The following is a 23511-nucleotide window of genomic DNA, read 5'->3' as shown; positions in this document are numbered from 1 at the left end:
GCCTTAATCCAGTCAGGGTGTTGTCGGCCAGCCACGCCGGCCCCACATCCGGACTTTCTTGCGTGCAGTGACAGGAGTTCCCGGCTCAGGAAGGGCCAGCACCGCTTATGTTTTTACGTCTGTTCCAGCGAAGACGCGTTTACACCCGCTTTACCCGCCGCCTCCAGAATGACATGCGGACACGTTTATTACGTGCAGCCGGATGGCTGGCGCTGCTGTCCAGCCTGCATGTCCTGGCGATGCTCTATTTCGAGCAACTCACCATCGGCGATGCCCTCTGGCTGACCGTTACCACACTGACGACCGTCGGCTATGGCGACCTTTCGGCGTCTACTGCCATGGGGCGCCTTTGCACCACACTCCTACTGTACATCGCTGGCATTACACTGCTGGCGGAGCTGGCGAGCGACTACATCGATTTTCGAATCAAACGAAAAGATCACATGATCAAAGGCTTGTGGAGGTGGGACATGTCCGATCACATTCTTATCATCAACAGTCCAAAGGCCAACGCGGCACTGTACTTTGAACGGCTGGTGGGCCAGATCCGGGCCGCGGACGGCTTTTCTGAAGCGCCGGTGCAGCTACTGACCGATGCTTTCCCGAACGGACTGCCCACGCAACTGAGGGAGATGGGCGTTGTCCATTACCACGGCAGCCCTTCCGAACAACAGGCGCTGGCCGCAACAACACCCGCTGCCGCCAAAGCGATCATCGTGCTGGCGGGCGATGAATACAAGCGCGCGTCGGATAGCATCACGCTGGACGTCCTGTTGCAGCTTTCCGAAATGTGCGAGGGCCACCCGCCCTACACTGTGGCCGAGTGTGTCCAGGAGCGGAATCGACCCCGCCTCGAACGGGCCGGCGCCAACACCACCATCCGTCCGGTGCGGGCCTATCCCGAAATTCTGGTCCGTTCCATCGTCGCCCCCGGCGCCGAGAAAATCCTGGAGAACCTGTTTACCCACCAGGACGACCACACGCTCCGCTTTGACATCCCACTGAGCGACGCAACCTGGTCAACGAGCGTCTGCCGGCTGATGGAAAAGGGACTCGGAACGCTGCTGGCGTACGTGGACGATCTCGGACACGTGCAATGCCACCCGGCCGCCGATCACCGGTTTGATGCCTGCGCCCTCATCATGATGGTGCATGAGGATCGCATTCCCACCGAGTACGAGGTTCGCGAAGCACTCGGCGCGACCGACTGAGCCAATACGCTGCCACAGGATCCAATCATCAGGAGCCCCGATATGAGCCATTCATTCGACACCCTTAAATCGCTGGTCCAGCAGTTGCCGCTGACCGTGCTGGAAGAACACGCCGACGAGCAGATGCTGATCGTCGAGGCGCCGACAAGCGGCATCCATAACCTGGTGCTCGACTGCGAGGACGACATCCTCGTCATCGAGCAGGTCATCGCAAAGCTTGCGCAGCCGGACGCCGACTGTCTGCGGACCCTGCTGCAGATCAACCGGGAAACCGTCCACGGCGCCCTGTGCCTGGATGAAACCGGTCGCACACTGATTTTCCGGGACACGCTGCAGCTGGAAAACATTGACCTCAACGAACTGGAAGGCTCCATCAATGCCCTGAGCCTGATGCTGGCCGAACACGCTGACCAGTTGATTACTTACGCCCGCCAAGGAGGTGACGTCGCATGAACCTGTTCAAACGTCTTTTCAAGTTCGGCTCTGCCGAGGCGCACGCCGCCATCGACAAGATGGAAGACCCCATCAAGATGAGTGAGCAGGCTATCCGGGATCTCAAGGGAGACCTGGACAACAGCCTGCAAAGTCTGGCCGAGGTCAAAGCCATCGCCATCCGCAGCCGGCGCGAAGCCGAACAGGCCGGCGCCGAAGCCGACGACTACAAGCACAAGGCCATGCGTCTGTTGCAGCGCGCCTCTTCCGGAGAGCTGGAACAGGAAGAAGCCGACCGACTGGCCAGCCGCGCGCTGGAACAGCAGACACAGGCCCAGTCGAATGCCGAGCGCGCCAAGGGCGAACGCGACAAGTACGATCGTATGGCGGCCGACCTGGAGTACCGGATCCAGGACCTGCGCAGCCAGATCACCCAGTGGGAGAACGAGCTGAAGACGCTCAAAGCCCGCGCCAAGGTCAGCAGCGCCACCAAGAAGATCAACCGGCAGATGGCCCAGATCGACTCGTCCTCGACCATTGCCACGCTCGAGAAAATGCGGTCCCGCGTTGAGGAAGAGGAAGCGCTGGCCGAGTCCTACGGCGACATGGCCAAACCCACCCGCAGCCTGGATGACGAGATCGATCAGGCGCTGGGTTCGTCCGGCGGTTCCGCCTCGCTGGACGCGCTGAAACAGGAAATGGGTCTGAACGGCGACGGCAACCGGTCGGATAAAGCCTAAGGAGTCGTCGTGGTTAACCTGCTACTGGTGATCGGGTTCATTGCCCTCGGCGTGATTGGCTACCGGACCTGGCAAGCGGACCGGACACCCCGGACCGGCCCGGAAGCCCCGGTCTCTCCGGGGTCGGGAACGATTGAACAGGCCGGTCCGGGCGGCGTCCTGCAGTTGCCACCCCATGGTCCGAACCGCGAAGAACAGGATGTCCGGGTGAGGGCCCGGCACACTTACCGTCAGGACGACTACGCCTGGTTGGAGCTGGAATGTGAGGCGGGCCATGGCACCGTTTGGGTGGATGTCGAGCGCGACGATGAACTGGAAGCGAGCGTCACACTGAAACGCCTGTCGCTGGAAGAGCTCGGCCTCACGCCGTCTTCGCTGTCGGGCCATCAGGCGCCGGCGAAAACCCTGGTGGTTGATGGCATCACGTTCCGTTTCTCGGAACAGGGTCGTGCCCGCTTCCTGCGTGAGAGCGATCCGGACCAGGCCGAGGACGTCACGTTCTGGGATTACGAAGGCGACGACGATCGCCACGACCTGGGTATCGAGCGCTGGGGCGACGATTGCCGCGCCTACCTCACCGAACGCATCAACCCTGAACGGATCAGAATTTACAGTCTCGGAGGAACAACGTGAATCTGTTGGAGATGGACTTTCAACACCTGGGACGGGGGGCCAGCATGCTGGCCCTTTTCCTTGTCCTGTTTGTTGTCGCCAAGGGCCTGAAGCGCTGGCTGACGCCCTACGACATTGACCGTGAATTGACCGGCAACGACAACGTCGCCCAGGCGTGCGGCCTCGCCGGCTACTACGCGGGCTTCACCGTGCTGTTCTGCGGCGCCTATCTGGGGCCCAGCCAGGGCTGGCTGATGGACCTGGCGGTGGTGGCCGGCTATACCGGCCTTGGCCTGGTCCTGCTCACGGTCTCCCGTTACCTTAATGACCGCTTCATCCTGCACGAATTCTCCATCGCGGCGGCCATCCGCGACGATCACAACAAGGCGGCCGGCGTCGTCCAGGGGGCCAACTATCTGGCGTCGGCGTTTGTCGTCGCCGGGGCGATTCACGGAGAAGGCGGCGGCGTTATCACGGCCCTGGTCTTCTACGCCATCGGCCAGGTAGCGCTGCTGCTGTTCAGTCGTCTTTACGAGTGGCTGACCCCCTACCGTATCCAGGATGAGATCGCGGGCGCGAATCTCGCCGCGGGCCTGGGTTTTGGCGGCAGCATGGTCGCCATCAGCCTGGTCATCATGGCCGCCACGAACGACGACTTCGTCAGCTGGACGGCCAACCTGTCCTGGCTCGGCATCAACATCCTGGGCGTGTTCGTCTACCTGATCGGCGCCCGGCTGTTCTTTGACAAGGTCCTGATCAGCCGGGATGACCTCAATCGCGAAATCGCGCAAGACCGCAATACCGGCGCGGGACTCCTGGAGTTCGCCATCGCCATCAGTTTTGCCGCCGTCCTGTATTTCATGATCGGGTGAACCATGACCGAGACCAAATCCCAGAAAGCCATCATTCGTCGACTGCTTTTCCTGTTCGCGGCGCTGTCGCTCTTCACATCCCTGGTGATCAACCTCGCCGGCGGACAGCCGAAAGTCAGCGACACCGTCCTTGCAGCGGGCGGCACCCTTGGCCCCATCCACATCGATGAGCCCAATACCATCCTGCGTGTCCGCGTCCGGCAGAACCTGCCGCTCAACCACTGGAGCTACGTTACCCTGGAGTTGCTGGACGATCAGAAACGCTACCTCACCGGTTTCGGCGACGAGTTCTGGTCTGAAGACGGCTACGACTCCGACGGCTACTACTGGCGGGAATCCGAAGGCACCTACAAGGCCCGCGTCACGGTCCCCAAGGCCGGCGACTACTACCTGAAGGTCAAGCCGGAAAGCAATCTGAGCAGCGGGCAAAAGCGCACCGGCAACATTGCCGTCAGCGTGAAGACGGCGTCCTTCAGCCCCATCCCGCACCTGGCCGCCGGCATCATCGCCATCATCGCCTGGTTCGTCCTTGGCTTCATCGGCGGCGGAACCAGTCCCCTGGCGGCGCTTCGCGAACACTGATTGGAAAGGAATTCCCACATGCGACTCGGAACAGGCGTCACGCTGGCCCTGCTTGGCGTGATCTATCTTGCGCTCTTCTCATTCAGTAACGATGGGTACGGCTACACCGGCTACAACGGGTACAGCCACGGCCCGTCCTTCTGGTACTTCGGCGGCCCGAGCTACTATCCCAACCGCAGCCTGCGTAACGGCAGTCTCGGCGGCCCGGGGGATCGTGGCGCAGGCATCCATTACGGTAAATAAGTCATGACAACCGACGTATCCGACAACAGAGCAAACCGTCAGAAGCGGGTGCTGATTGGCTCGATCCTGATCGCCGGACTGTGCTCGATCATCTACGAACTGCTGATCAGCACCACCGCGTCCTACTTCCTGGGCGACAGCATTCGCCAGTTCTCCATCACCATCGGCGTCTATATGGCGGCGATGGGGCTGGGGTCCTGGCTGTCCCGGTGGATCAATGGCAACCTGCTGTTCGCGTTCATCGCCGTGGAGCTGGTACTGGGGCTCCTGGGCGGGCTCTGCGTGCCGCTGCTGTATCTCGCCTACGCCTATACGGACCTGGTCCAGCCGATCATGATCCTGCTGATCCTGGGCGTGGGGGTACTGACGGGGCTCGAGGTGCCGCTGCTCACCCGGTTGCTGGAGAACCAGGACATCCTGGCCAAAAACCTGTCGAACGTCCTGTCGCTGGATTACCTGGGCGCGCTGGTGGCAACCATCGCCTTCCCGTTTGCGGTGTTGCCCTGGCTGGGCGTGTTCCAGTCGTCCCTGGTGTTTGGCCTGATCAACATCGCCCTGGGTCTGCTGAACCTGTGGTACTTCGCGCCCCAGCTCGATCTCAGCCGAAAGCGACTGCTCACTCTTTCAGGCACCATGGTCACCGGATTTCTGGTGGTCCTGCTCAGCATTTCCCAATGGCTGGTGGCGGACTGGAGCAACAGCCTGTACAGCGACCGAGTCGTCTATCGCAAGCAGACGCCCTACCAGACCATTGTGCTCACTCAGTACAAGGACGACCTGCGGCTGTTTCTCAACGGCAATCTCCAGTTCTCGTCAGTGGACGAATACCGCTACCACGACGCCCTGGTCCATATTCCGCTGTCACAGCATCCGGATCCGGAGAACGTCCTGCTGCTGGGCGCCGGCGACGGCATGGCCGCACGTGAGCTGCTCAAGTACGACAGCATCAGGCACATCACCCTGGTGGACCTGGATCCGGCCGTGGTGAACCTGGCCCGCCATGACTCGCGCCTGACCGAGCTGAACCGGAACAGCCTTAACGATCCTCGCGTCAAGACGATCTCCAGCGACGCGATGGTCTACCTCAGGGATACTGACAGCCAATACGACGTCATCCTTGCGGACCTGCCCGACCCCAACAACGTCTCGCTGGCGCGGCTGTATAGCCGGGAGTTCTACAGGCTGGTCCGTCAGCACCTCAACGCCGGCGGGATATTTACAACACAGGCCACCAGCCCTTACTTCGCCACCAACGCGTTCTGGTCCGTGGACCACTCGGTGAAGGCGGCGGGTTTCACGACGGTGACGCCCTACCATGTGCAGGTTCCGTCCTTCGGGGAATGGGGGTTTGTCTTTGCCAGGACCAGCGCTCAACCGCTGACGCCAAAGGCGCCGTTGGTCGACACCCGCTACCTGGACAAGACCAGCTTCCGGGAAGCCCTGACGTTCGCCCGTGACCTGAAACCCCAAGCTGATGTGCGGGTCAGCTCCCTGGACAATCCAACCGTTCACGATTACTACATGAACGGTTGGCAGTACTGGCATTGACGGCCTAGATTCCCGCCGCCACTTCCGTGCCCTGACGAATGGCCCGTTTGGCATCCAATTCTTCCGCCAGATCGGCACCGCCGATCAGATGGGCCTGGATGCCGGCGCCGGCAAGCTGGTCGAAGAGCTCGCGAAACGACTCCTGACCCGCGCAGATCACCACGTTATCCACCGCCAGCAGCCGCTTCTCGCCCGGTCCGCCGTCCTTTTCGGTGACGGTGATGTGCAGCCCCTCGTCGTCAATCCGGTCGTAGGAGCAGCCCCGCAGCATTTCCACGTCACGGTGTTTGAGGCTGTTACGGTGGACCCAGCCGGAAGTCTTGCCCAGGCCCTTGCCGACCTTAGTGGTCTTGCGCTGCATCAGGTAGATCTTGCGGGGTGACGATGTGGGCTCCCGTTCTGCCAGACCGCCAGGGCCTTCAAACTCGGGGTTTACCCCCCACTCTTTTTGCCACGCCAGCACGCTGACCTGTTCGCCTTCCGGCTGGTGATTGAAATCGTGGGTCAGGAATTCACTGACGTCGAAGCCAATACCGCCGGCCCCAATCACCGCGACAGTCTTGCCCACCGGCTTGTTGCGGCGCAGCACGTCGAGATAGCCCAGCACCTTGGGGTGGTCGATGCCGTCGATTTTCGGGGTGCGGGGCCGCACACCGGTGGCGACGATCACCTCATCAAAGCCCTGGGCTTTCAGGGCCTCGACATCCACCCGGGTATTCAGCTGCAGGTCAACGCCCAGCAACTCGATCTGGCGTCGGTAGTAGCGCAGGGTCTCGTAGAACTCTTCCTTGCCGGGAATGCGCTTGGCGTAGTTGAACTGCCCGCCGATGTCGCCGTCTGCTTCGAACAGGGTGACCCAATGGCCACGCTTGGCTGCGGTAGTCGCTGCTGCCAATCCGGCCGGGCCGGCACCCACCACGGCCACGCGCTTGCGGACCGGAGCGACCGTCAGCGTCAATTCGGTTTCATGACAGGCTCGCGGATTGACCAGGCACGACGCTTTCTTCGCCTGGAACACGTGGTCGAGGCACGCCTGGTTGCAGGCGATGCAGGTGTTGATCTCGTCGGACCGGCCCTGCTCGGCCTTGCGCACGAACTCACTGTCCGCCAGCAGCGGCCGGGCCATGGACACCATGTCCGCCTTGCCGCCCGCCAGGATCTCTTCGCCTTTTTCCGGCGTGTTGATGCGGTTCGTGGTGCAGACCGGGATGTCCACTTCGCCATAGAACTTGGCGGTTACATCGGCAAAGCCGCCGCGGGGGACCGAGGTGACGATGGTCGGCACCCGGGCCTCGTGCCAACCAATGCCGGTGTTGATGATGGTGGCACCGGCCTGCTCAATGGCTTTACCCAGGGTCACGATCTGATCCCAGGTCTGGCCGCCTTCCACCAGATCCAGCATGGAGAGCCGGTAGATGATGATGAACTCCGGCCCTACCGCTTCACGCATACGGCGCACGATCTCCACCGGCAGGCGCATCCGGTTTTCGTAGGGGCCACCCCACTTGTCGGTGCGCTTGTTGGTGCGCTCGCACAGGAACTGGTTGATGAAGTAGCCTTCCGAGCCCATCACCTCGACGCCGTCGTAGCCGGCAAATTTGGCCAGTTTGGCGGCGTTGACGAAATCGTCGATCTGACGCTCGACGCCCTTGGTGGACAGTGCCCGCGCCTTGAACGGACTGATCGGCGCTTTGGTGGCCGAAGCCGAGACGATCAACGGCTGGTAGCCATAGCGGCCAGCATGCAGCAGTTGCAGGCAGATCTTGCCGCCGGCTTCGTGGACCGCGCCGGTGACCTGGCGGTGCAGGAAGGCCGTGGCCCGGTTGTTCATGGTGGACGACAGCGGGGCCAACTGCCCGACCAGGTTCGGCGAAAAGCCACCGGTCACCATCAGCCCGACGCCGCCTTCGGCCCGTTCCGCAAAATAGCGGGCCAGTTTGTGGGTGTTCCAGAATCGGTCTTCCAGGCCGGTGTGCATGGAGCCCATCAGCACCCGGTTCTTCAGTTCGGTATAGCCCAGGTCGAGGGGCTTGAGAAGATTGGGATACGCGGTTGTCATGTCTCGGTGCCCTTTTATCGCGTTCTCATCAGGAGCCGACATGGTAGCATGCCCATCTACGACTAATGGATAAGAAGCGTGGTATTTATGGCCAATAATCAATCAGATCGGGTCCTGCTCGACATCGAGGGCGGTATCGCCACCGTGACACTCAATCGGCCGGACAAGTACAACGGGCTGGATATGCCCATGTTTGAAGCCGTTGCAGCCACTGCCCGCACCCTTCGCAAGGAACGGCAGGTGCGCGCAATCGTGCTCAAGGGCAACGGCGAGGCGTTCTGCTCCGGTCTGGATGTGAAAGGCGTCAGCAAGAAACCGGTCAACTTTCTCAAACTGCTGGTCAAACCCGGTCGCCGGATCAGCAATCTGGCCCAGGACGTGGGCTACCTCTGGCGTGAGGTACCGGCTCCGGTGATTGCGGCGACCCACGGCTACTGCTTTGGCGGCGGCTTCCAGATCGCCCTTGGCGCCGACTTCCGCTACACCACGCCGGACTGTGAATTTTCCATCATGGAAGCCAAGTGGGGACTGATTCCGGACATGAGCCTGACCGTCACCCTGCCCGAGCTGATCCCCATCGATCTGGCCAAGGAACTGACCATGACGGCACGCCGTTTCAACGGTGAAGAAGCCAAGGCGATGGGGCTGGTGACCCGCGTCTGCGACGATCCGGTGGCCGAAGCCTATGCTTTCGCCGAAACCCTGGCGCAGCAATCGCCGGATGCCGTGGCCGCGGCCAAGCTGCTGTTCAATCGCGCCTGGCAGGCCGATGACAAGACCAGCCTGGATTGGGAAACCCGACTGCAGAAGAAGATCATTGCCCGCGCCAACCAACGCACTGCGATCGCGCGCAACAGTGGGCAACCCGACAAGGAATACGCAGATCGGCGAAGTTTCTGATCCGTGATGTCAAAGAGTGGTTAAGAAGGATCGGGCAGAAGCACCCGAACTCGGCGCCCGGGTGCCTGCATTCCAGTAATGCGATTACTTGGACATCATGCCTTTCTCGAATTCTTCATTACTGATATTGCCATCCCCGTCCGTATCCATTTCATGCATTTTCATCATCCGGCTTTCTTCTTCGGAGTGGGCCTTGCCTGCGGCGGAACTGCCATAAACGTTCAGCTCATCCTCGCTGATCATGCCATCACCGTTTTTATCCATTTCCTCAAAGGTCGGCGCGTGCCCCATCTTTTCACTCATCCGGTCGGCTTCGCCGCCCGATTTGTCGCCGGCATCCCCGGCGTAGGTCAGAGTAGAAAAAGCGAACGACAGAACGACAAGGGGGAACATCCAGATTTTCATAATGAGTCTCCTGCCTGAAGCCGCCTCACAGCGAGGTGAACCGACTCCACGTCATGCAACAGAGATCAAAACGGCTGGACTGCATTTGATCGGGGTTTAAGACACCCAGGTTCGACTGCCACCGGGCCTGGTCTCCGACAGTCCGCTCGTGCGGTCGTTGAAGCCCAACCGGATTATAGCGGCTGTCATTCCTATTGAAGTTTAAGCCGGTGCAATCGGCAACCACCAAAGCACGATCATTCGCACGAATCTTGACGCTGCTCGGATATCCGAATCAAAAAAGCCCGGACAAAAGCCGGGCTCAATCGTCGGAATCCGATAGGGAATGAACTATTTACTGTTTCATATCCGCGGTTTTTTCGGCGTCAGCCCCCTTCTGGAACTCACCCCGGGTGATCTTGCCATCCTGGTTGCGATCACGGGCCTTGAGCATCATGCGGTTGCGCTCGGCCTCGGTGTCGCCCATGCCGGCGGCGGTGCTGCCGTAGACGTTCAGCTCATCTTCGGTGATCGCGCCATCGTTGTTGGCATCCAGGGTATCGAAATCTTCGTGCATGGTTTGCATCGCTTTCCCTTCGCCATGACTCATCGCCGACTCCTGGCGATCCGCATGACTGGAGCCTTCCTTGCTCATGCTGCCCGCCCAGACGGCCGGTGCAGCCATCATCATTGATGCCGTGACAGCGAACGTTATCGTCCTGATCTTCATAACGCCTCCTTCTCTTGGTGGCACTTTATGATTCGTCGCTTTTGGCCGGTGTAAGCCGACCTCGACAACCCCACCGCGACCGCGAAACACCACGGCGGGCTTATTGGGGACTACGGTTTTTCACGTCATCTGGATTCACCGTAAGCCCTGCATCTATTGAAGACGCCATCAGCCTCACTGGCCAATGAAACCTCTGTAAGCCGTCGGCAATCGCCGCAATTGCTTGACCTGCCGGCCACGCCACGTATCATCATCGCTCAGGATTAACGAGGATGAGCCCGAATCCCCGGACTCACCTAACGGAGCATTCATGTCCGAACCGCCCCGTACATCGATCATGACCCATGCCGAGCCGGATGCCTTTATCCCCCTGCGTCCCGGCCGCCTCCCCTATTTCCCCGATCCGCCCAGCGCCCTCTGATCTCAAGTCGATTGCGCTGATGGTGTGCAGGGCGTTTGTCTGAGGACTAAACTCAGGCTGCTCCTGTCGATGGGCGTCAGCATCCACGAATCAAGAAGAATGAGGTTTCAATGACCCTCGCGCTGGTCGTTTTACTGCCTTTTCTGGGCGCTATTGTGGCGCCGTTATTTGCCCAGGCCGGGCGCACAACGATTGCCATTGCCTCGTCGGTGCCGCCGGTCATCGCCCTGGCGGCCCTTTATCCGCTCTGGCCGGCGCTGGAAGCCGGTCACGTTCTGGTGCAGACCCACAGCTGGCTGCCGGACATCGGCCTGTCCCTCAGTTTCCGGCTGGATGGCCTGTCCCTGCTGTTTGCGTTGCTAATCCTGATCATCGGCCTGCTGATCATCCTGTATTCGCGCTATTACCTGAAAAAGCACGAAAATGTCGGCAAGTTCTATTCCCTGCTGCTGACCTTTATGGGGTCGATGCTGGGTATCGTGCTGTCCAGCAACCTGATTTTGATGCTGATCTTCTGGGAGCTGACCAGCCTGGTGTCTTTCCTGTTGATCAGTTTCTGGAACGATAAACAGGATGCCCGGCGCGGCGCCCGCATGGCTTTGGCGCTCACCGGCGGCGGCGGATTGGCCCTGCTGGCCGGCGTGCTGTTGATTGGTCAGGTGGTCGGCAGTTACGAGCTGGACAACGTCCTGGCCGCGGCGGACCTGATCAAGGCCCACGCGCTCTATCCGGTGATCCTGGTACTGGTGCTACTGGGGGCCTTCACCAAATCCGCCCAGTTCCCCTTCCACTTCTGGCTGCCTCACGCCATGCAGGCCCCCACGCCGGTGTCCGCCTATCTACACTCGGCCACCATGGTCAAGGCCGGCATCTTCCTGATGGCGCGGCTCTATCCCGTATTGGCCGGCACACCGGAGTGGTTCTACCTGGTGAGCTTCACCGGCATGGTGACGTTGCTGTTGGGCGCCTATGTGGCCCTGTTCAAACACGACATGAAAGGCCTGCTGGCCCACTCCACCGTCAGCCACCTGGGCCTGATTACCCTGCTGTTCGGCATGGGGACCAAGCTGGCTGCCGTGGCCGCCGTATTCCACGTCATCAACCACGCCACCTTCAAGGCGTCGCTGTTCATGGCCACCGGCATTATCGACCACGAGACCGGCACCCGGGACATGCGCCGTATCAATGGGCTGTGGCAGTTCATGCCCTACACCGCCACGCTGTCGATGGTGGCCGCGGCCTCCATGGCCGGGGTACCGCTGCTGAACGGCTTCCTCTCCAAGGAGATGTTCTTTGCCGAGTCGCTGGAACTGAACCTGCCGGGACTGTGGGCCTACCTGCCGCCGGTGATCGCCACCCTGGCGGGGATTTTTGCGGTGGCTTACTCAGCCCGTTTTATCCACGACGTGTTCTTCAACGGCAAACCGGTGGACCTGCCGATCTACCCGCCTCACGAGCCGCCGCGCTACATGAAGATTCCGGTGGAGATCCTGGTATTCGCGTGTGTGATGGTCGGGGTGTTCCCGGCCATTTCTGTGGGGCCGCTGCTCAATGCCGCGTCGGCCGCCACTCTTGCCGGCGACGTACCCGACTACCAGCTGGCGGTGATCCACGGGTTCAACCTGCCGCTGATGATGAGCTTCATCGCCTTTTTCGGCGGGCTGCTGATGTACACCCAGCGCCAGAAATTCTTCGACTTTCACGCTCGTTTCAGGGAGATCGACGAGAAAGCCGTGTTCGAGGCGATTGTTGCCCGAATTTCCGAAAAGGCCCGGGCGTTGACGGCCCTGATCGAAAACGGCTCACTGCAACGCTATGCCCTGCTGCTGATCGGGGCGGCCATCGCGGTCGCGCTCTACCCGGTGGTCGACCTGGGCGTGTCGATCGGTTCGATGGGCGTTTCACCCGTCGATGCCCCCACCGCCGTGGGCGGTGTGATCCTGATCGTCTGCGCGCTCGGGACAGCCGCCATGCATCGGGAACGTTTGTATGCATTGATTCTGCTGAGCGTCGTGGGGCTGATGGTGGCGCTCGGCTTTGCCCGCTTCTCGGCACCGGACCTGGCCATGACCCAGCTGTCCGTCGAGGTGGTCACCATTGTGCTGCTGATGCTGGCGCTGTATTACCTGCCCTCCTGGACGCCAATGGAAGCCAGCCGCTTCCGGCGCTGGCGGGATATCGTGATCGCGCTGCTGGCCGGCGCAGGCATGTTCCTGGTCACCCTGGCCATGCTGACCCGGCCGTTCGATTCCATCTCCAGCTACTTCCTGGAGAACAGCGTCTCCGGTGGGGGCGGCTCCAACGTGGTCAACGTGATCCTGGTGGATTTCCGGGGCTTCGATACCCTGGGCGAGATCACCGTGCTGGGCATTGCCGCGCTGGGGATCTTCGCCATGCTACGTGACACCAAATTGACGGCGCCGCCGACGGACGGCCAGGGGCACCCCTGGTCCACGGACGCCCACCCGACCATGCTGCAGCAGATTTCCCGGCCGCTGCTGCCGCTCGCCCTGATGGTGTCGGTCTACATCTTCCTGCGCGGGCACAACCTGCCCGGCGGCGGCTTTATTGCCGGCCTGGTCACTTCGGTGGCACTGATCGTCCAGTACATTGCCAGCGGCATGCGCTGGAGCCACCGGCGCATGCCATTCAGCCTGCGTACGCCCATCGGGCTGGGGCTGCTGGCCGCCACGGTGACCGGTATGGCGAGTTTCGCCTTCGGCTTCCCGTTCCTGACGTCCACGTTCAGCCACATTCACTGGCCGGTGGTCGGCGACTTCGAGCTGGCCTCGGCCATGGCCTTCGATATTGGTGTGTACCTGGCCGTTGTCGGCGCCACGCTCACCATCCTGGCGAGCCTGGGACGCCTGTCCATCAAATCCGATGCCATGCCGGAGGACTCGTAATGGAAATTCTGTTTGCCCTCATCATCGGCACGCTGACCGCTTCCGGTGTTTACCTGATCCTGCGCGCCCGGACCTTTCCGGTCGTGCTGGGGCTGACCATGCTGTCCTACGCCGTGAACCTGTTCCTGTTCTCCACCGGGCGACTGGTCACCGCCGGTCAGCCCATTATTGGCAGCACCGAAAACTACACCGATCCCCTGCCCCAGGCCCTGGTCCTGACGGCGATCGTCATCGGCTTTGCCATGACCGCCTTCGTCGTGGTTCTGGCCCTGCGCAGTCGCGCCGACACCGGTGACGACCATGTGGACGGTCAGAAAGAAGCCCTCTGGCCCGAACCCGGCGCCGACAAAGCTCCGGAGGAGACTCGATGAATCACTGGTTGACCGCCCCCATCCTATTGCCGTTGCTGGGAGGGATCCTCCAGATCTTCCTGAGTTTCGCCCCGCTGGGCCTGCGCCGAACACTGGGCCTGGCCACGACCACCCTGATCCTGGTGGTCTCCATCAGCCTGCTGTTGCTGGCGGATGACGGCACCTACCGGGTTTATGCACTGGGTAACTGGGCGCCGCCGTTCGGCATCGTGCTGGTGCTGGACCGCCTGTCCGCGCTGATGCTGTTCATGACGGCGCTGCTGGCCCTGTTCTGCCACATCTACTCGACCCGCGGCACCGATGCCCAGGGCCGGCACTTCCACGCGCTGTTCCTGTTCCAGCTCATGGGTCTGAACATCGCCTTCCTGACCGGCGACCTGTTCAACCTGTTCGTTGCCTTCGAGGTCCTGTTGATCGCCTCCTATGGTCTGCTGATGCATGGCGGTGGAACGGCCCGCACGGTCCCCGGGCTGCATTACGTGGTGCTCAACCTGATCGGCTCGTCCCTGTTCCTGATCAGCGTGGGGCTGCTCTACAGCGTGGTGGGCACGCTCAACATGGCGGACCTGGCGGTCAAAGTGCCCCAGGTGGCGCCGGAAGACCTGCCGTTGGTGCAGGCTGCCGGGATGATGTTGCTGGTGGTGTTCGCACTCAAGGCCGCCCTGCTGCCGCTGTGCTTCTGGCTGCCCAAGGCCTACGCCAATGCCACGGCGCCGGTGGCCGCCCTGTTTGCGGTGATGACCAAGGTGGGCATTTACGCCATCCTGCGGGTTTACTCGCTGATCTTCGGCGACCAGGCCGGTCCGCTGGCCAACCTGGGCATGGACTGGCTGTTCCCGCTGGCGCTGATCACCCTCGCGTTCGGCGTTATCGGCGCGCTGGGCGCTGACGGTCTGCGCAAGCTGGTGGCCTGGCAGGTGATCATTTCCGTCGGCACGCTGCTCGCCGCCATCAGCCTGCACTCGGAAGCCAGCACGTCGGCCGCGCTGTTCTACCTGCTGAACACCACCTGGGTGGTGGGTGGCCTGTTCCTGGTGACCGACCTGATCGCCCGTCAGCGGGGCAGCGCCTCAGACCGGATTGTTACCGCGCCGCGCATGCGCAGCCGGACCCTCCTCAGCGTGCTGTTCCTGATCGGCGCGACCGCCGCTGCCGGACTGCCGCCACTGAGCGGCTTCTTCGCCAAGGTGCTGATCCTGGAGTCGGTCAAACCCAGCGCTGAAATGGGTTGGCTTTGGAGTGTCATCCTGGTTGGCGGCTTCCTGAGCGTCGTGGCCTATAGCCGGGCGGGCAGCATCGTGTTCTGGCGTAACGTGGAAGGCCACGTCAAGGATCCGGGGCACCTGACGCTGCCGGTGACCGTGTCGGCCGGCGCGTTGATCAGCCTGAGCCTGGTCATTGTCGCCCTCGCCGGTCCCATCAGCCGGTATGCCGATGCCACCGCCGAGCAGCTGCACACGCCGTCAGCCTACATCGAGATTTTACAGACGCCTGTGGTCAGTCGGGGGGATTCACTATGAAGGCACTGAATGGACGCTTCGGCCTGCCGCACCCGATGCTGAGCGTCACCCTGTTCCTGATCTGGCAGGCGCTCAGCAACGGCATCAGCGGCGGCAGCATCGTACTGGGCCTGATCCTGGCCTGGCTGCTGCCCCTGTTCACGCGGAACTTCTGGCCCAACAACCCGGCGATCCGACGGCCGTTCCGCTTCCTGACCTACATCGTGCGGGTCCTGTGGGACATTGTCGTGGCCAGCATCAGCGTGGCGCTGCTGGTCCTTAATCCGACGCGCAAACCACGGCCGGCGTTTGTGGCCTTCCCGCTGGAGCTTGAGCATCCGCTGGCGATTTCCACCCTCGCCGGCACCATCTCGCTCACCCCGGGCACCGTCAGCGCCGACATCAGCGACGACAACACGCTGCTGCTGATCCACGTGCTGGATATGGAAGACGAAGCCGATCTGGTGGAAACCATCAAGAAACACTACGAACGCCCGCTGCGGGAGATATTCAAATGATTACGATCGCACTGGAAATCACCCTGGCGATGGTCACCCTGGCGGTGATCCTGAACGTGATCCGGCTGTTCAAGGGGCCGGATGCCCCGGATCGCATTCTCGCCCTGGACAGTCTCTACATAAACGCCATCGCGCTGATCGTGCTGTTCAGCATGCTGATCCACTCCCGGCTGTATATCCAGTCGGCCTTGTTGATCGCGGTGATGGGTTTTGTCGGCACCATCGCGCTGGCCAAGCACCTCAAGCGCGGCAGCGTGATCGAATAGGCAACGACGGAGGCCCCATGCACATTGCCCTGGAAATACTGATTGTCGTACTGCTGATTACCGGCGGCCTGTTTGCCCTGGCCGGAGCCATCGGCCTGCTGTCTCTGCCGGACTTCTATACCCGGCTGCACGCCCCGACCAAGGCCACCACGCTCGGCGTCGGCGGCATCGTGTTCAGTTCCATGATCTTTTTCTCGTTCGGTGACAAATCGCTGGAGGTGGAGGAAATCCTGATCATGATGTTCCTGTTCCTGACGGCACCGATCAGCGCCAACATGCTGGCCAAGGCAGCGATGCACCTGAAGGTGGGTCGTATGGAAGACACCAAGGGACACCCCTGGGAGCAGTAAGCGAACGCCGGTCGGCTATGCCCCGCTGGCGACAAACAATGCCCGCCAGATCATCACCAGCAGGAACAGCAACAACGCCCCGAAAACGGCGATGAGCGTGTACTGGATCCAGGGTCGACGCCGGGGACCGGGATCCAGCCGCTTTTCAATGTGACGGCGCAACAGGGCGGCATTGCGGTCGTTGGCCTTCCAGGCGAAATCGAACAGATCCCCGACGATCGGCACGATGCCGATGACAAACTCCAGCAGGACATTGCCCGCCATCCGCGTCACCTGGCGGGTGCCGGCGCCCAGGCGAACGGCCTCGACCATCAGGTACAACGACAGGACCAGCCCCGCGGCATCGCCGATGCCGGGCAGCAACCCCATCAACGGATCCAGTCCGAAACGGATGCGGGTGAACGGAATCCGGAACTGGCTGTCCAGAAGCCGGGCCGAGCTTTCCAGGCGGGTCAGCGCGCTCTCCAGCCTCTCCCGTTCCTGGGGGTCTGGCGGGGTATTCGGCGGCCTGTGATCAACCATATTTTTTCATCCAAGAGCCATAAATTTCCCGTATAGTAGGCGATCCGATTTTCAGGAGACATCTCTATGTTGAAAGTGAACGAATACTTCGATGGCAACGCGAAGTCCATTGCCTTCCAGACGGCGGACCTGCCGGCCACCGTGGGCGTGATCAGCCCGGGTGAGTATGAGTTCGGCACCACCAAGAAAGAAGTCATGACGGTGATCAGTGGTGCCCTGGAGGTCCTCCTTCCCGGAATGGACAAGTGGATGACCTACGGTGCGGGCGAAACCTTTGAAGTGGCCGGCCAGGCCAGCTTCAAGGCCAAGGCTGATGTCGACACGGCGTATCTCTGCACCTACGAGTAACGGTTTTCTGCGGCGGCGCCCTGGGTGCCGCCGACTCCCCTCCCGATCCTGCCTCGTCCTCTCTTTTCCAGCCTTGCCTTTTTCGTGAACTGTGTCAGATTACCTCTACAACCAAAATAAAACTCACTTCCGAATAATGAAGAGGTTGTTTCACGATGGCGCAGACAAAAATAATTCCACCGGTCAGCAATGCCTATAACTACCCGCTTTTGATCAAACGGTTACTGCTTTCCGGACCACGCTACGCCCCCGACCAGAAGATTGTCTACGCAGACCGCAGCGAATACACCTACAGCGACCTGGTGACCCGCATCCACAAGCTGGCCAACGCACTGACCGCCGCTGGCGTCCAGGCAGGTGACACCGTCGCCGTGCTCGACTGGGACACGCCCCGGTACCTGGAGTGCTTCTTCGCCATTCCGATGATCGGCGCCATCCTGCACACGGTGAACATCCGCCTGTCGCCGGACCAGGTGGTCTACACCATGAACCACGCCGAGGACGACCTGGTGCTGGTCCATGACGATTTCGTGCCGCTGCTGGAACAGGTCAGCGACAACCTGGAAACCGTGAAGGGCTATATCCAGCTCACCGACAACGATTCAGCGAAAAGCACGGCCCTCGACAACGTGAAGGGGGAATACGAAGCCCTGCTGGCGCAGGCCGACGACCACTTCGACTTCCCGGATTTCGACGAGAACAGCGTCGCCACAACCTTCTACACCACCGGCACCACCGGCAACCCCAAGGGCGTCTACTTCACCCATCGCCAGCTGGTGCTGCACACCCTGACCCAGACCGGCACTCTGGGCTTCAACGAGCAGATGCCGCTGCTGCGCTCCAACAGCGTCTACATGCCGGTCACGCCGATGTTCCACGTGCACGCCTGGGGCGTGCCCTACGCCGCCACCATGATGGGCGTGAAGCAGGTGTATCCGGGCCGTTATGAGCCGGAACTTCTGGTGGACCTGCTCAAGAAGCACAAGGTCACCTTCTCCCACTGCGTGCCCACCATCCTGCAGATGATGCTGGACACCGAGTCCATCAAGACCGCCGACCTGAGCAACTGGCATGTGCTGATTGGCGGCAGTGCCATGACCGAGGGGCTGTGCCGGGCCGGTTCGAAACTGGGCATCCACCTGTATACCGGCTATGGCATGTCGGAAACCTGTCCGCTACTGAGCACGACCTACCTCACCGAGGAGGACGCCAGGCTGCCGCTGGATGAGCAGATCAGTAAACGGGTGAAAACCGGCATCGCCAATCCGATGGTGGATCTGGAAGTCATCGATGCCAATGGGCAGCCGCAGCCTCACGACGGGGTATCCAAAGGCGAAGTCGTGGCCCGCACGCCCTGGCTGACCCAGGGCTACTTCAAGGAGCCGGAGAAAGGCGAGGCCCTTTGGGACGGCGGCTGGCTCCATACCGGGGACGTCGGCACCATCGATCCGGACGGCACGCTGATGATCCGTGACCGCATCAAGGACGTGATCAAGACCGGCGGCGAGTGGCTGTCGTCACTCGACCTGGAAAACCTGATCAGCCAACATCCGGCTGTCGCGGCTGCGGCCGTGGTCGGCGTGCCGGACGACAAGTGGGGCGAGCGCCCACACGCACTGATCGTGCTGATCCCGGGCCAGCAGGCAAGCCTGGAAGACATCCAGCAGCACCTGCAGCAGTTCGTCGACAGCGGCGAGATCAACAAGTGGGCAATCCCGCGGCAGATCGATTTTGTGGACGACATCCCCAAGACCAGCGTTGGCAAGATCAACAAGAAACTGATCCGCGACGAGCTGGCCTGACCCGCCGCCGGCACCCCGCTGCGGGTGTCGGCAACTCCGTCCTATTCTTGCGTTTCCGTAACCCGCAGGAACTTTCATTCCAGCGACACAGTCCTTATATATAAGACTGACTATGCGTTGCGAAGACGGAGCCTGCAGTGTGTCCCGCGTCTTCCCCTCCTCTCCCACAATGGACATGCCGGAGCCACCATGAACACCATTCTCAAACGCTTTCTGATTGTCTCGAGCCTTTACCTGCTGGCGCCATCCGTCGGTGCTCTGGACCTGGGTAACAAACTGGAGTCGGCTGGCGGGCTGATGCCCGAAGAGGCGGTCAAAGTCACCGGTGAGGCCAGTACGCTGGTCAACAACATCCAGGATCAACTGGGCGTTACAGAGACCCAGGCAGCCGGCGGTGCGGGCGCCCTGCTGCAACTGGCCAAGAGCCAGCTCGGCGCATCCTCGTTCGACAATATCAATGACAGGGTATCGGGCCTGGGTAGCCTGCTGGGCGGTTCCGGAGATCAGTCCAACAATCTGCTGAGTTCCGCCTTGTCGAACATCTCGTCGATGGACGGCGTGGAGAAGGCCTTCAGCGCGCTGGGGCTGCAATCCAGCGCCATTGACCAGTTTGCACCGTTGGTGCTCGATTTCCTCAAAGGTCAGGGCGTAGGCACAGAGATGCTGGGCAACCTCAGCTCCCTGTGGATGCCGTCGTCATCGGCCTGACGACCGGGGCTGCCGTTGGCGGCCCCTGTCAACAGACAACGCCCCACTACTCGGGACGCTGATCCAGAACCCGCTTGATGATCTGGCGCCGGGTCTGCAAGCCGGCTTCGGCGGCATGCTCATGCGCCCGCTGACGAGCCGCATCCTGCCCGGATCCGGACACGACCGATGTAAAGTAACGGACGACCGCCTTTTCATAAGCCTGATAGGCGCCATCACAAGCCCCCTGGGCCGCCTCGGCAATATCCGAAGGCGGCGCCGATGTCACCGTCACATAGGGATCGGCCTGGGCCACCATGCAGTCCTGGTATGCCCCAAACTGACTCTGCAGGCTGCCCTGCAGTTTGGCGCGCTGTTTGTCGGTCAGGTCCGGCTGCATGGCGGCGCAACCCCCGAGCAGCAGGACGGACGATATCAGCGCCGCAGTTCGTACACCGGATTTACGCAAAATCATAAGTGCCTCCTTTCTCCAGGGCCCGCTGGTAGGCCGGCCGGGCCTGGAACCGTTTTACGTAGTTGCGGATCGCCGGCCGGTTGCGACCGACAATACCGCGCGCCAGGGACGCTTCCAGCGGGAAGCTCATCTGGATATCGGCTGCACTCAGCGTATCACCGAGGAACCACTCGTTCCTGGAAAGATGGTTCTCGACGAAGTCCATGTGGTTGCGAATCTGCGGCGAGATGAAGATCTCGTTGGTCTTGTCTGCAATGCCCTTGGCCACCGGTCGCACGAAGAACGGCATGGGATTGGTCTTCACTTTCTCGAACACCAGCCGCAACAGCAGCGGCGGCATCAGCGAACCTTCGGCGTAATGCAGCCAGTAGGTGTAGTCGATCCATTGTTGCGTGCCCGGCTCCGGCAATAGCGACGTATCATAGCGATGGGCCAGGTAATCGATAATGGCGCCGGATTCAGCAATGGTCAGGTCACCGTCGGTAATCACCGGTGACTTGCCCAGCGGGTGGACCTCCTTGAGGCTGGCCGGAGCCAGCATGGTCTTGGGATCGCGTTGGTAACGCTTGATCTCGTAGGGCTGCCCGATTTCCTCGAGCATCCAGAGAACCCGTTGGGAACGGGAGTTGTTCAGGTGGTGGACGGTGAGCATTCAGCCTCCCTGCAGGGTAAGTAAGCAACTCGCTGAGACAATTTACGGAATCTGGAGCCGCGTTTCGACCGTCCGTTATTCGATCCGTGACCGGTTGTGGATCACCGGGGCGTCGACGGACGTTTCGACAGGATCACCAGACCGATGCCACCGAGGATCACCACCATGGATACGACCAGACGCAGCGTGACCGGCTCGGCCATCAGGATGACCCCGAACGCCGCAGCGATCACCGGTACCGAAAGCTGGACACTGGCGGCCAGGGTAGCGCTCAACGAGGGCAGCACGGTATACCAGATGGCGTAGCCAATGGCGGAAGCGCCGGCTCCGGACAGGATCGCCAGCACGGCGCCGTGCAGATCCACCTCCCAGGCCGGCATGGCAAACAACAGGGCGACCAGCGCCATGGGCGCCGCGCGCAGGAAATTGTCGGCGGACACCCGCAGGGGCTGACTCACCCCGCGGCCGCGCAGCGAATACACGCCCCACCCCACGCCGGCCAGCGCCATCAGCAGGGCCCCGACCAGCGACGGCGCGGTGACGCCGGGCGACAGCAGATAGACCAGTCCGGCGACGGCCGTCACCGAGCCGGTCCATTGCATCATCGATGGGCGCTCCCCACGCACCAGCCCCCAGCCGATCATGGTGAGCTGTACCATGCCGAACAGGATCAACGCACCAATCCCGGTATTCAGCGACAGGTAGGCGTAGGAAAAGCAGATGGCATAGAGGAAGAGCATGGCGCCGGACAGCCAGCTGCCGCGGCTGTTGTCGTTGCCGGATGCTTTGCGCAGACGCACCAGCAGGGCCAGCATCAAGGTACCGGACAGCAATCGGATGAAGGTGAAGGAGGCGGCATCAATGGTTCCGGAATCCAGCGCCAGGCGGCCGAGTACCGAGTTGGCGGCGAACGCCAGCATGGCCAGGACCGTCAGCACGACAATTCGCAATGAACCCGGGGACGCCATACCCTCTCCTTTTGGTTGTTTTTTATTTTTAGTCCGAAACACCCTGTGACGCTATCAGCCCGGGCCGCTTTTGGTATTGAACTTTAGAGCCCTATCCGGCGGCAAAGGCAAAATCCACTTCCGGTTTGCGCCCGCCGACGATATCCGCCAATGCCGAGGCCGAGCCACAGGCATGGGTCCATCCCAGGGAGCCATGTCCGGTGTTCAGGTAGAGATTACGGTAGCGCGTGCGGCCAATATACGGGACGTTGGACGGTGTCAGCGGTCGCAGTCCGCTCCAGAATTCCGCCTTGTCCCAATAGCCGGCGTCCGGCATCAACGACGCCGCCCGTTTCACGATGGCCTGACAGCGCATCGTATCGAGATGCCGTTCATACCCGTTCAACTCCGCCGTCCCGGCGATCCGCAGTCGGTCCCCCAGGCGTGAGTAAACCAGCTTGTATTCATCGTCGATCAGGCTCACCGAGTAAGCCGCCTCACGGGAGCGGACCGGCACGGTGATCGAGTACCCCTTGGCAGGATAGATCGGAAGCCGTAGGCCGATAGACCGCCCCAGCCAGGCGCTGAAGCTGCCCAGACTCAGCACGTAACCGTCTGCCGCCAGCCGGTCGTGGTGGCCGTCCTGGATAACGCGCACACCCTGGATATCGCCGTGTTCCGCATCGATCCCGACAATGTCCGTGCTGTACAGGAAGCGCACGCCGGCCGCCTCGGCCCGCTCCGCCAAGGCCCGGGTAAAGCGATGGGCGTCACCGGATTCGTCGTCCGCCGTGTAGGTGGCTCCCACCAGTTGGACACGCGCCGACGCCAGGGCCGGTTCCAGTTCCAGCATCCGCTCCAGGTCGATCACATCCCGCTGGCAACCCAACTCCCGCATTCGACAGGCGGGTTCCCGCGCCTGCTCCAACTCGGCCTGATCGGTGTAGAGATGCAGGATGCCGCGGGTGAGATGGTCGTAATCCAGGTTCAGGGAGGCCCGCAACGTCTGCAACTGAGCCCGGCTGTACAGGCCCAGATTGACGATCTGGCGCAGGTTGTACTCGGTCCGGTACGGCAGACACTCACGCAGGAACGACAGGGCCCACCGCCACTGGTGCGGGTCGAGACGGGGCCTGAACCGCAAGGGGGCATCCGGGCGATTCAACCAGCGCAGGATTTTTGCCGGTGTGGCGGGGTTGGCCCAGGGTTCGGCATGACAGACGGAAATCTGGCCGCCGTTGGCGTAGCTGGTTTCCAGTCCGGCCCGGGGCTGACGGTCCACGACCGTCACATCGTGCCCGGCCTGGCGCAGGTACCAGGCGGTGGTCGTGCCGACCACACCCGCGCCGAGAACAATCATGTGCATGAATGATTCCTTGAACAAACAACAATGCCCCCGCTTCCGGCAGGGGCACTCAGGATAACCGTATTGAT

General features: G+C 61.6%; 26 protein-coding genes. 18 read left to right on the top strand and 8 right to left on the bottom strand.

The features are described from left to right. Positions 1 to 107 precede the first annotated feature (107 nt). The 8 genes from JL474_RS07585 to JL474_RS07550 are packed head-to-tail and all read left to right on the top strand — an operon-like array spanning position 108 to position 6240. Entirely contained in the window at positions 108 to 1211 is a 1104-nt protein-coding gene (locus JL474_RS07585; RefSeq protein WP_203141581.1) for an ion channel, read from the top strand. A gap of 42 nt (positions 1212 to 1253) precedes the next feature. Then, on the top strand, positions 1254 to 1664 hold the full coding sequence (locus tag JL474_RS07580) for a YbjN domain-containing protein (protein ID WP_123632741.1): 411 nt from the start codon (positions 1254 to 1256) through the stop codon (positions 1662 to 1664). Further along, positions 1661 to 2383: a PspA/IM30 family protein gene (locus JL474_RS07575; RefSeq protein ID WP_203141580.1), complete on the top strand. Its 723-nt coding sequence runs from the start codon at positions 1661 to 1663 to the stop codon at positions 2381 to 2383. Before JL474_RS07580 ends, JL474_RS07575 begins: the two co-directional genes overlap by 4 nt. Positions 2384 to 2392: 9 nt before the next feature. Beyond that, the gene (locus JL474_RS07570) at positions 2393 to 3016 is read left to right on the top strand and encodes a DUF4178 domain-containing protein (RefSeq protein WP_203141579.1); all 624 of its coding nucleotides are present in this window, start codon (positions 2393 to 2395) and stop codon (positions 3014 to 3016) included. After that, positions 3013 to 3867 (top strand): DUF350 domain-containing protein, encoded by an 855-nt coding sequence (locus JL474_RS07565; RefSeq protein WP_328797799.1) that lies wholly within the window; start codon positions 3013 to 3015, stop codon positions 3865 to 3867. The genes JL474_RS07570 and JL474_RS07565 overlap by 4 nt, the downstream gene beginning before the upstream one ends. 3 nt (positions 3868 to 3870) lie before the next feature. Continuing rightward, the gene (locus JL474_RS07560; RefSeq protein WP_123632744.1) at positions 3871 to 4449 is read left to right on the top strand and encodes a hypothetical protein; all 579 of its coding nucleotides are present in this window, start codon (positions 3871 to 3873) and stop codon (positions 4447 to 4449) included. Between the two features lie 18 nt (positions 4450 to 4467). Then, a complete protein-coding gene (locus tag JL474_RS07555) occupies positions 4468 to 4692 on the top strand; it encodes a hypothetical protein (protein ID WP_123632745.1) in 225 nt (74 codons plus the stop codon). A gap of 3 nt (positions 4693 to 4695) precedes the next feature. After that, positions 4696 to 6240 carry a polyamine aminopropyltransferase gene (locus tag JL474_RS07550; protein WP_203141578.1) on the top strand — a complete coding sequence of 515 codons (1545 nt, stop codon included), beginning with the start codon at positions 4696 to 4698 and terminating at the stop codon, positions 6238 to 6240. Between the two features lie 4 nt (positions 6241 to 6244). On the opposite strand, the gene JL474_RS07545 is transcribed toward JL474_RS07550, so the two are convergent. After that, positions 6245 to 8299 carry an NADPH-dependent 2,4-dienoyl-CoA reductase gene (locus JL474_RS07545; protein WP_203141577.1) on the bottom strand — a complete coding sequence of 685 codons (2055 nt, stop codon included), beginning with the start codon at positions 8297 to 8299 and terminating at the stop codon, positions 6245 to 6247. Positions 8300 to 8386: 87 nt separating this feature from the next. Between JL474_RS07545 and JL474_RS07540 the strand changes: the two genes are divergently transcribed. Beyond that, positions 8387 to 9199, top strand: coding sequence for a crotonase/enoyl-CoA hydratase family protein (locus tag JL474_RS07540; protein ID WP_203141576.1), 813 nt, complete (start codon positions 8387 to 8389; stop codon positions 9197 to 9199). A gap of 84 nt (positions 9200 to 9283) precedes the next feature. On the opposite strand, the gene JL474_RS07535 is transcribed toward JL474_RS07540, so the two are convergent. Beyond that, complete coding sequence (locus JL474_RS07535; RefSeq protein WP_123632749.1) at positions 9284 to 9604, bottom strand: EF-hand domain-containing protein; 321 nt, start codon at positions 9602 to 9604, stop codon at positions 9284 to 9286. Between the two features lie 334 nt (positions 9605 to 9938). Beyond that, entirely contained in the window at positions 9939 to 10313 is a 375-nt protein-coding gene (locus tag JL474_RS07530) for an EF-hand domain-containing protein (RefSeq protein ID WP_203141575.1), read from the bottom strand. Positions 10314 to 10844: 531 nt separating this feature from the next. Between JL474_RS07530 and JL474_RS07525 the strand changes: the two genes are divergently transcribed. The 6 genes from JL474_RS07525 to JL474_RS07500 are packed head-to-tail and all read left to right on the top strand — an operon-like array spanning position 10845 to position 16644. Continuing rightward, complete coding sequence (locus JL474_RS07525) at positions 10845 to 13640, top strand: monovalent cation/H+ antiporter subunit A (RefSeq protein WP_203141574.1); 2796 nt, start codon at positions 10845 to 10847, stop codon at positions 13638 to 13640. After that, on the top strand, positions 13640 to 14011 hold the full coding sequence (locus tag JL474_RS07520; RefSeq protein WP_203141573.1) for a Na+/H+ antiporter subunit C: 372 nt from the start codon (positions 13640 to 13642) through the stop codon (positions 14009 to 14011). Before JL474_RS07525 ends, JL474_RS07520 begins: the two co-directional genes overlap by 1 nt. Further along, the gene (locus JL474_RS07515) at positions 14008 to 15531 is read left to right on the top strand and encodes a monovalent cation/H+ antiporter subunit D (RefSeq protein ID WP_123632753.1); all 1524 of its coding nucleotides are present in this window, start codon (positions 14008 to 14010) and stop codon (positions 15529 to 15531) included. Before JL474_RS07520 ends, JL474_RS07515 begins: the two co-directional genes overlap by 4 nt. A gap of 5 nt (positions 15532 to 15536) precedes the next feature. Continuing rightward, complete coding sequence (locus tag JL474_RS07510; protein ID WP_407944051.1) at positions 15537 to 16028, top strand: Na+/H+ antiporter subunit E; 492 nt, start codon at positions 15537 to 15539, stop codon at positions 16026 to 16028. Continuing rightward, a complete protein-coding gene (locus JL474_RS07505; RefSeq protein WP_203141572.1) occupies positions 16025 to 16294 on the top strand; it encodes a K+/H+ antiporter subunit F in 270 nt (89 codons plus the stop codon). The genes JL474_RS07510 and JL474_RS07505 overlap by 4 nt, the downstream gene beginning before the upstream one ends. Positions 16295 to 16311: 17 nt before the next feature. Beyond that, positions 16312 to 16644, top strand: a complete 333-nt coding sequence (locus JL474_RS07500; RefSeq protein WP_203141571.1) for a Na+/H+ antiporter subunit G — start codon at positions 16312 to 16314, stop codon at positions 16642 to 16644. Positions 16645 to 16659: 15 nt separating this feature from the next. On the opposite strand, the gene JL474_RS07495 is transcribed toward JL474_RS07500, so the two are convergent. Further along, positions 16660 to 17166, bottom strand: coding sequence for a DUF4112 domain-containing protein (locus JL474_RS07495; protein ID WP_203141570.1), 507 nt, complete (start codon positions 17164 to 17166; stop codon positions 16660 to 16662). A gap of 66 nt (positions 17167 to 17232) precedes the next feature. On the opposite strand from JL474_RS07495, the gene ppnP reads away from it, so the two are divergent. From ppnP to JL474_RS07480, 3 genes are all read left to right on the top strand, one after another. Further along, complete coding sequence (gene ppnP / locus JL474_RS07490; RefSeq protein WP_123632758.1) at positions 17233 to 17514, top strand: pyrimidine/purine nucleoside phosphorylase; 282 nt, start codon at positions 17233 to 17235, stop codon at positions 17512 to 17514. 155 nt (positions 17515 to 17669) lie between these two features. Further along, positions 17670 to 19316 carry a fatty acid--CoA ligase gene (locus tag JL474_RS07485; protein ID WP_203141569.1) on the top strand — a complete coding sequence of 549 codons (1647 nt, stop codon included), beginning with the start codon at positions 17670 to 17672 and terminating at the stop codon, positions 19314 to 19316. A 189-nt stretch (positions 19317 to 19505) separates the two neighbouring features. Beyond that, positions 19506 to 20024, top strand: coding sequence for a DUF2780 domain-containing protein (locus JL474_RS07480; protein ID WP_203141568.1), 519 nt, complete (start codon positions 19506 to 19508; stop codon positions 20022 to 20024). Between the two features lie 46 nt (positions 20025 to 20070). Here JL474_RS07480 and JL474_RS07475 read toward each other — a convergent pair whose 3' ends face one another. The 4 genes from JL474_RS07475 to JL474_RS07460 form a co-directional block, all read right to left on the bottom strand. Further along, positions 20071 to 20478 carry a hypothetical protein gene (locus tag JL474_RS07475; protein ID WP_203141567.1) on the bottom strand — a complete coding sequence of 136 codons (408 nt, stop codon included), beginning with the start codon at positions 20476 to 20478 and terminating at the stop codon, positions 20071 to 20073. Continuing rightward, entirely contained in the window at positions 20465 to 21130 is a 666-nt protein-coding gene (locus JL474_RS07470; RefSeq protein WP_123632762.1) for a glutathione S-transferase, read from the bottom strand. The genes JL474_RS07475 and JL474_RS07470 overlap by 14 nt, the downstream gene beginning before the upstream one ends. Positions 21131 to 21231: 101 nt before the next feature. Beyond that, complete coding sequence (locus JL474_RS07465; RefSeq protein ID WP_203141566.1) at positions 21232 to 22098, bottom strand: DMT family transporter; 867 nt, start codon at positions 22096 to 22098, stop codon at positions 21232 to 21234. A 91-nt stretch (positions 22099 to 22189) separates the two neighbouring features. Continuing rightward, the gene (locus tag JL474_RS07460) at positions 22190 to 23443 is read right to left on the bottom strand and encodes a D-amino acid dehydrogenase (protein ID WP_203141565.1); all 1254 of its coding nucleotides are present in this window, start codon (positions 23441 to 23443) and stop codon (positions 22190 to 22192) included. Between the last annotated feature and the right edge of the window lie 68 nt (positions 23444 to 23511).

Origin of the sequence: Marinobacter mangrovi, from assembly GCF_016798325.1 — a bacterium.
GTDB classification, from domain to species: Bacteria; Pseudomonadota; Gammaproteobacteria; order Pseudomonadales; family Oleiphilaceae; genus Marinobacter_A; species Marinobacter_A mangrovi.
The sequence above is the reverse complement of the archived record's forward strand: the minus strand, read 5'-3'. Positions and strand labels throughout refer to the sequence as shown.

Excerpts from the sequence above, each read along its gene's own strand:
- JL474_RS07505 (WP_203141572.1), top strand. The coding sequence starts at position 16,025 with ATGATTACGATCGCACTGGAAATCACCCTGGCGATGGTCACCCTGGCG.
- JL474_RS07500 (WP_203141571.1), top strand. The coding sequence starts at position 16,312 with ATGCACATTGCCCTGGAAATACTGATTGTCGTACTGCTGATTACCGGC.
- JL474_RS07575 (WP_203141580.1), top strand. The coding sequence starts at position 1,661 with ATGAACCTGTTCAAACGTCTTTTCAAGTTCGGCTCTGCCGAGGCGCAC.
- JL474_RS07515 (WP_123632753.1), top strand. The coding sequence starts at position 14,008 with ATGAATCACTGGTTGACCGCCCCCATCCTATTGCCGTTGCTGGGAGGG.
- JL474_RS07480 (WP_203141568.1), top strand. The coding sequence starts at position 19,506 with ATGAACACCATTCTCAAACGCTTTCTGATTGTCTCGAGCCTTTACCTG.
- JL474_RS07550 (WP_203141578.1), top strand. The coding sequence starts at position 4,696 with ATGACAACCGACGTATCCGACAACAGAGCAAACCGTCAGAAGCGGGTG.
- JL474_RS07585 (WP_203141581.1), top strand. The coding sequence starts at position 108 with ATGTTTTTACGTCTGTTCCAGCGAAGACGCGTTTACACCCGCTTTACC.
- JL474_RS07555 (WP_123632745.1), top strand. The coding sequence starts at position 4,468 with ATGCGACTCGGAACAGGCGTCACGCTGGCCCTGCTTGGCGTGATCTAT.
- ppnP (WP_123632758.1), top strand. The coding sequence starts at position 17,233 with ATGTTGAAAGTGAACGAATACTTCGATGGCAACGCGAAGTCCATTGCC.
- JL474_RS07470 (WP_123632762.1), bottom strand. The coding sequence starts at position 21,130 with ATGCTCACCGTCCACCACCTGAACAACTCCCGTTCCCAACGGGTTCTC.
- JL474_RS07475 (WP_203141567.1), bottom strand. The coding sequence starts at position 20,478 with ATGATTTTGCGTAAATCCGGTGTACGAACTGCGGCGCTGATATCGTCC.
- JL474_RS07460 (WP_203141565.1), bottom strand. The coding sequence starts at position 23,443 with ATGCACATGATTGTTCTCGGCGCGGGTGTGGTCGGCACGACCACCGCC.
- JL474_RS07580 (WP_123632741.1), top strand. The coding sequence starts at position 1,254 with ATGAGCCATTCATTCGACACCCTTAAATCGCTGGTCCAGCAGTTGCCG.
- JL474_RS07520 (WP_203141573.1), top strand. The coding sequence starts at position 13,640 with ATGGAAATTCTGTTTGCCCTCATCATCGGCACGCTGACCGCTTCCGGT.
- JL474_RS07495 (WP_203141570.1), bottom strand. The coding sequence starts at position 17,166 with ATGGTTGATCACAGGCCGCCGAATACCCCGCCAGACCCCCAGGAACGG.
- JL474_RS07465 (WP_203141566.1), bottom strand. The coding sequence starts at position 22,098 with ATGGCGTCCCCGGGTTCATTGCGAATTGTCGTGCTGACGGTCCTGGCC.
- JL474_RS07530 (WP_203141575.1), bottom strand. The coding sequence starts at position 10,313 with ATGAAGATCAGGACGATAACGTTCGCTGTCACGGCATCAATGATGATG.
- JL474_RS07545 (WP_203141577.1), bottom strand. The coding sequence starts at position 8,299 with ATGACAACCGCGTATCCCAATCTTCTCAAGCCCCTCGACCTGGGCTAT.
- JL474_RS07540 (WP_203141576.1), top strand. The coding sequence starts at position 8,387 with ATGGCCAATAATCAATCAGATCGGGTCCTGCTCGACATCGAGGGCGGT.
- JL474_RS07485 (WP_203141569.1), top strand. The coding sequence starts at position 17,670 with ATGGCGCAGACAAAAATAATTCCACCGGTCAGCAATGCCTATAACTAC.
- JL474_RS07535 (WP_123632749.1), bottom strand. The coding sequence starts at position 9,604 with ATGAAAATCTGGATGTTCCCCCTTGTCGTTCTGTCGTTCGCTTTTTCT.
- JL474_RS07525 (WP_203141574.1), top strand. The coding sequence starts at position 10,845 with ATGACCCTCGCGCTGGTCGTTTTACTGCCTTTTCTGGGCGCTATTGTG.
- JL474_RS07560 (WP_123632744.1), top strand. The coding sequence starts at position 3,871 with ATGACCGAGACCAAATCCCAGAAAGCCATCATTCGTCGACTGCTTTTC.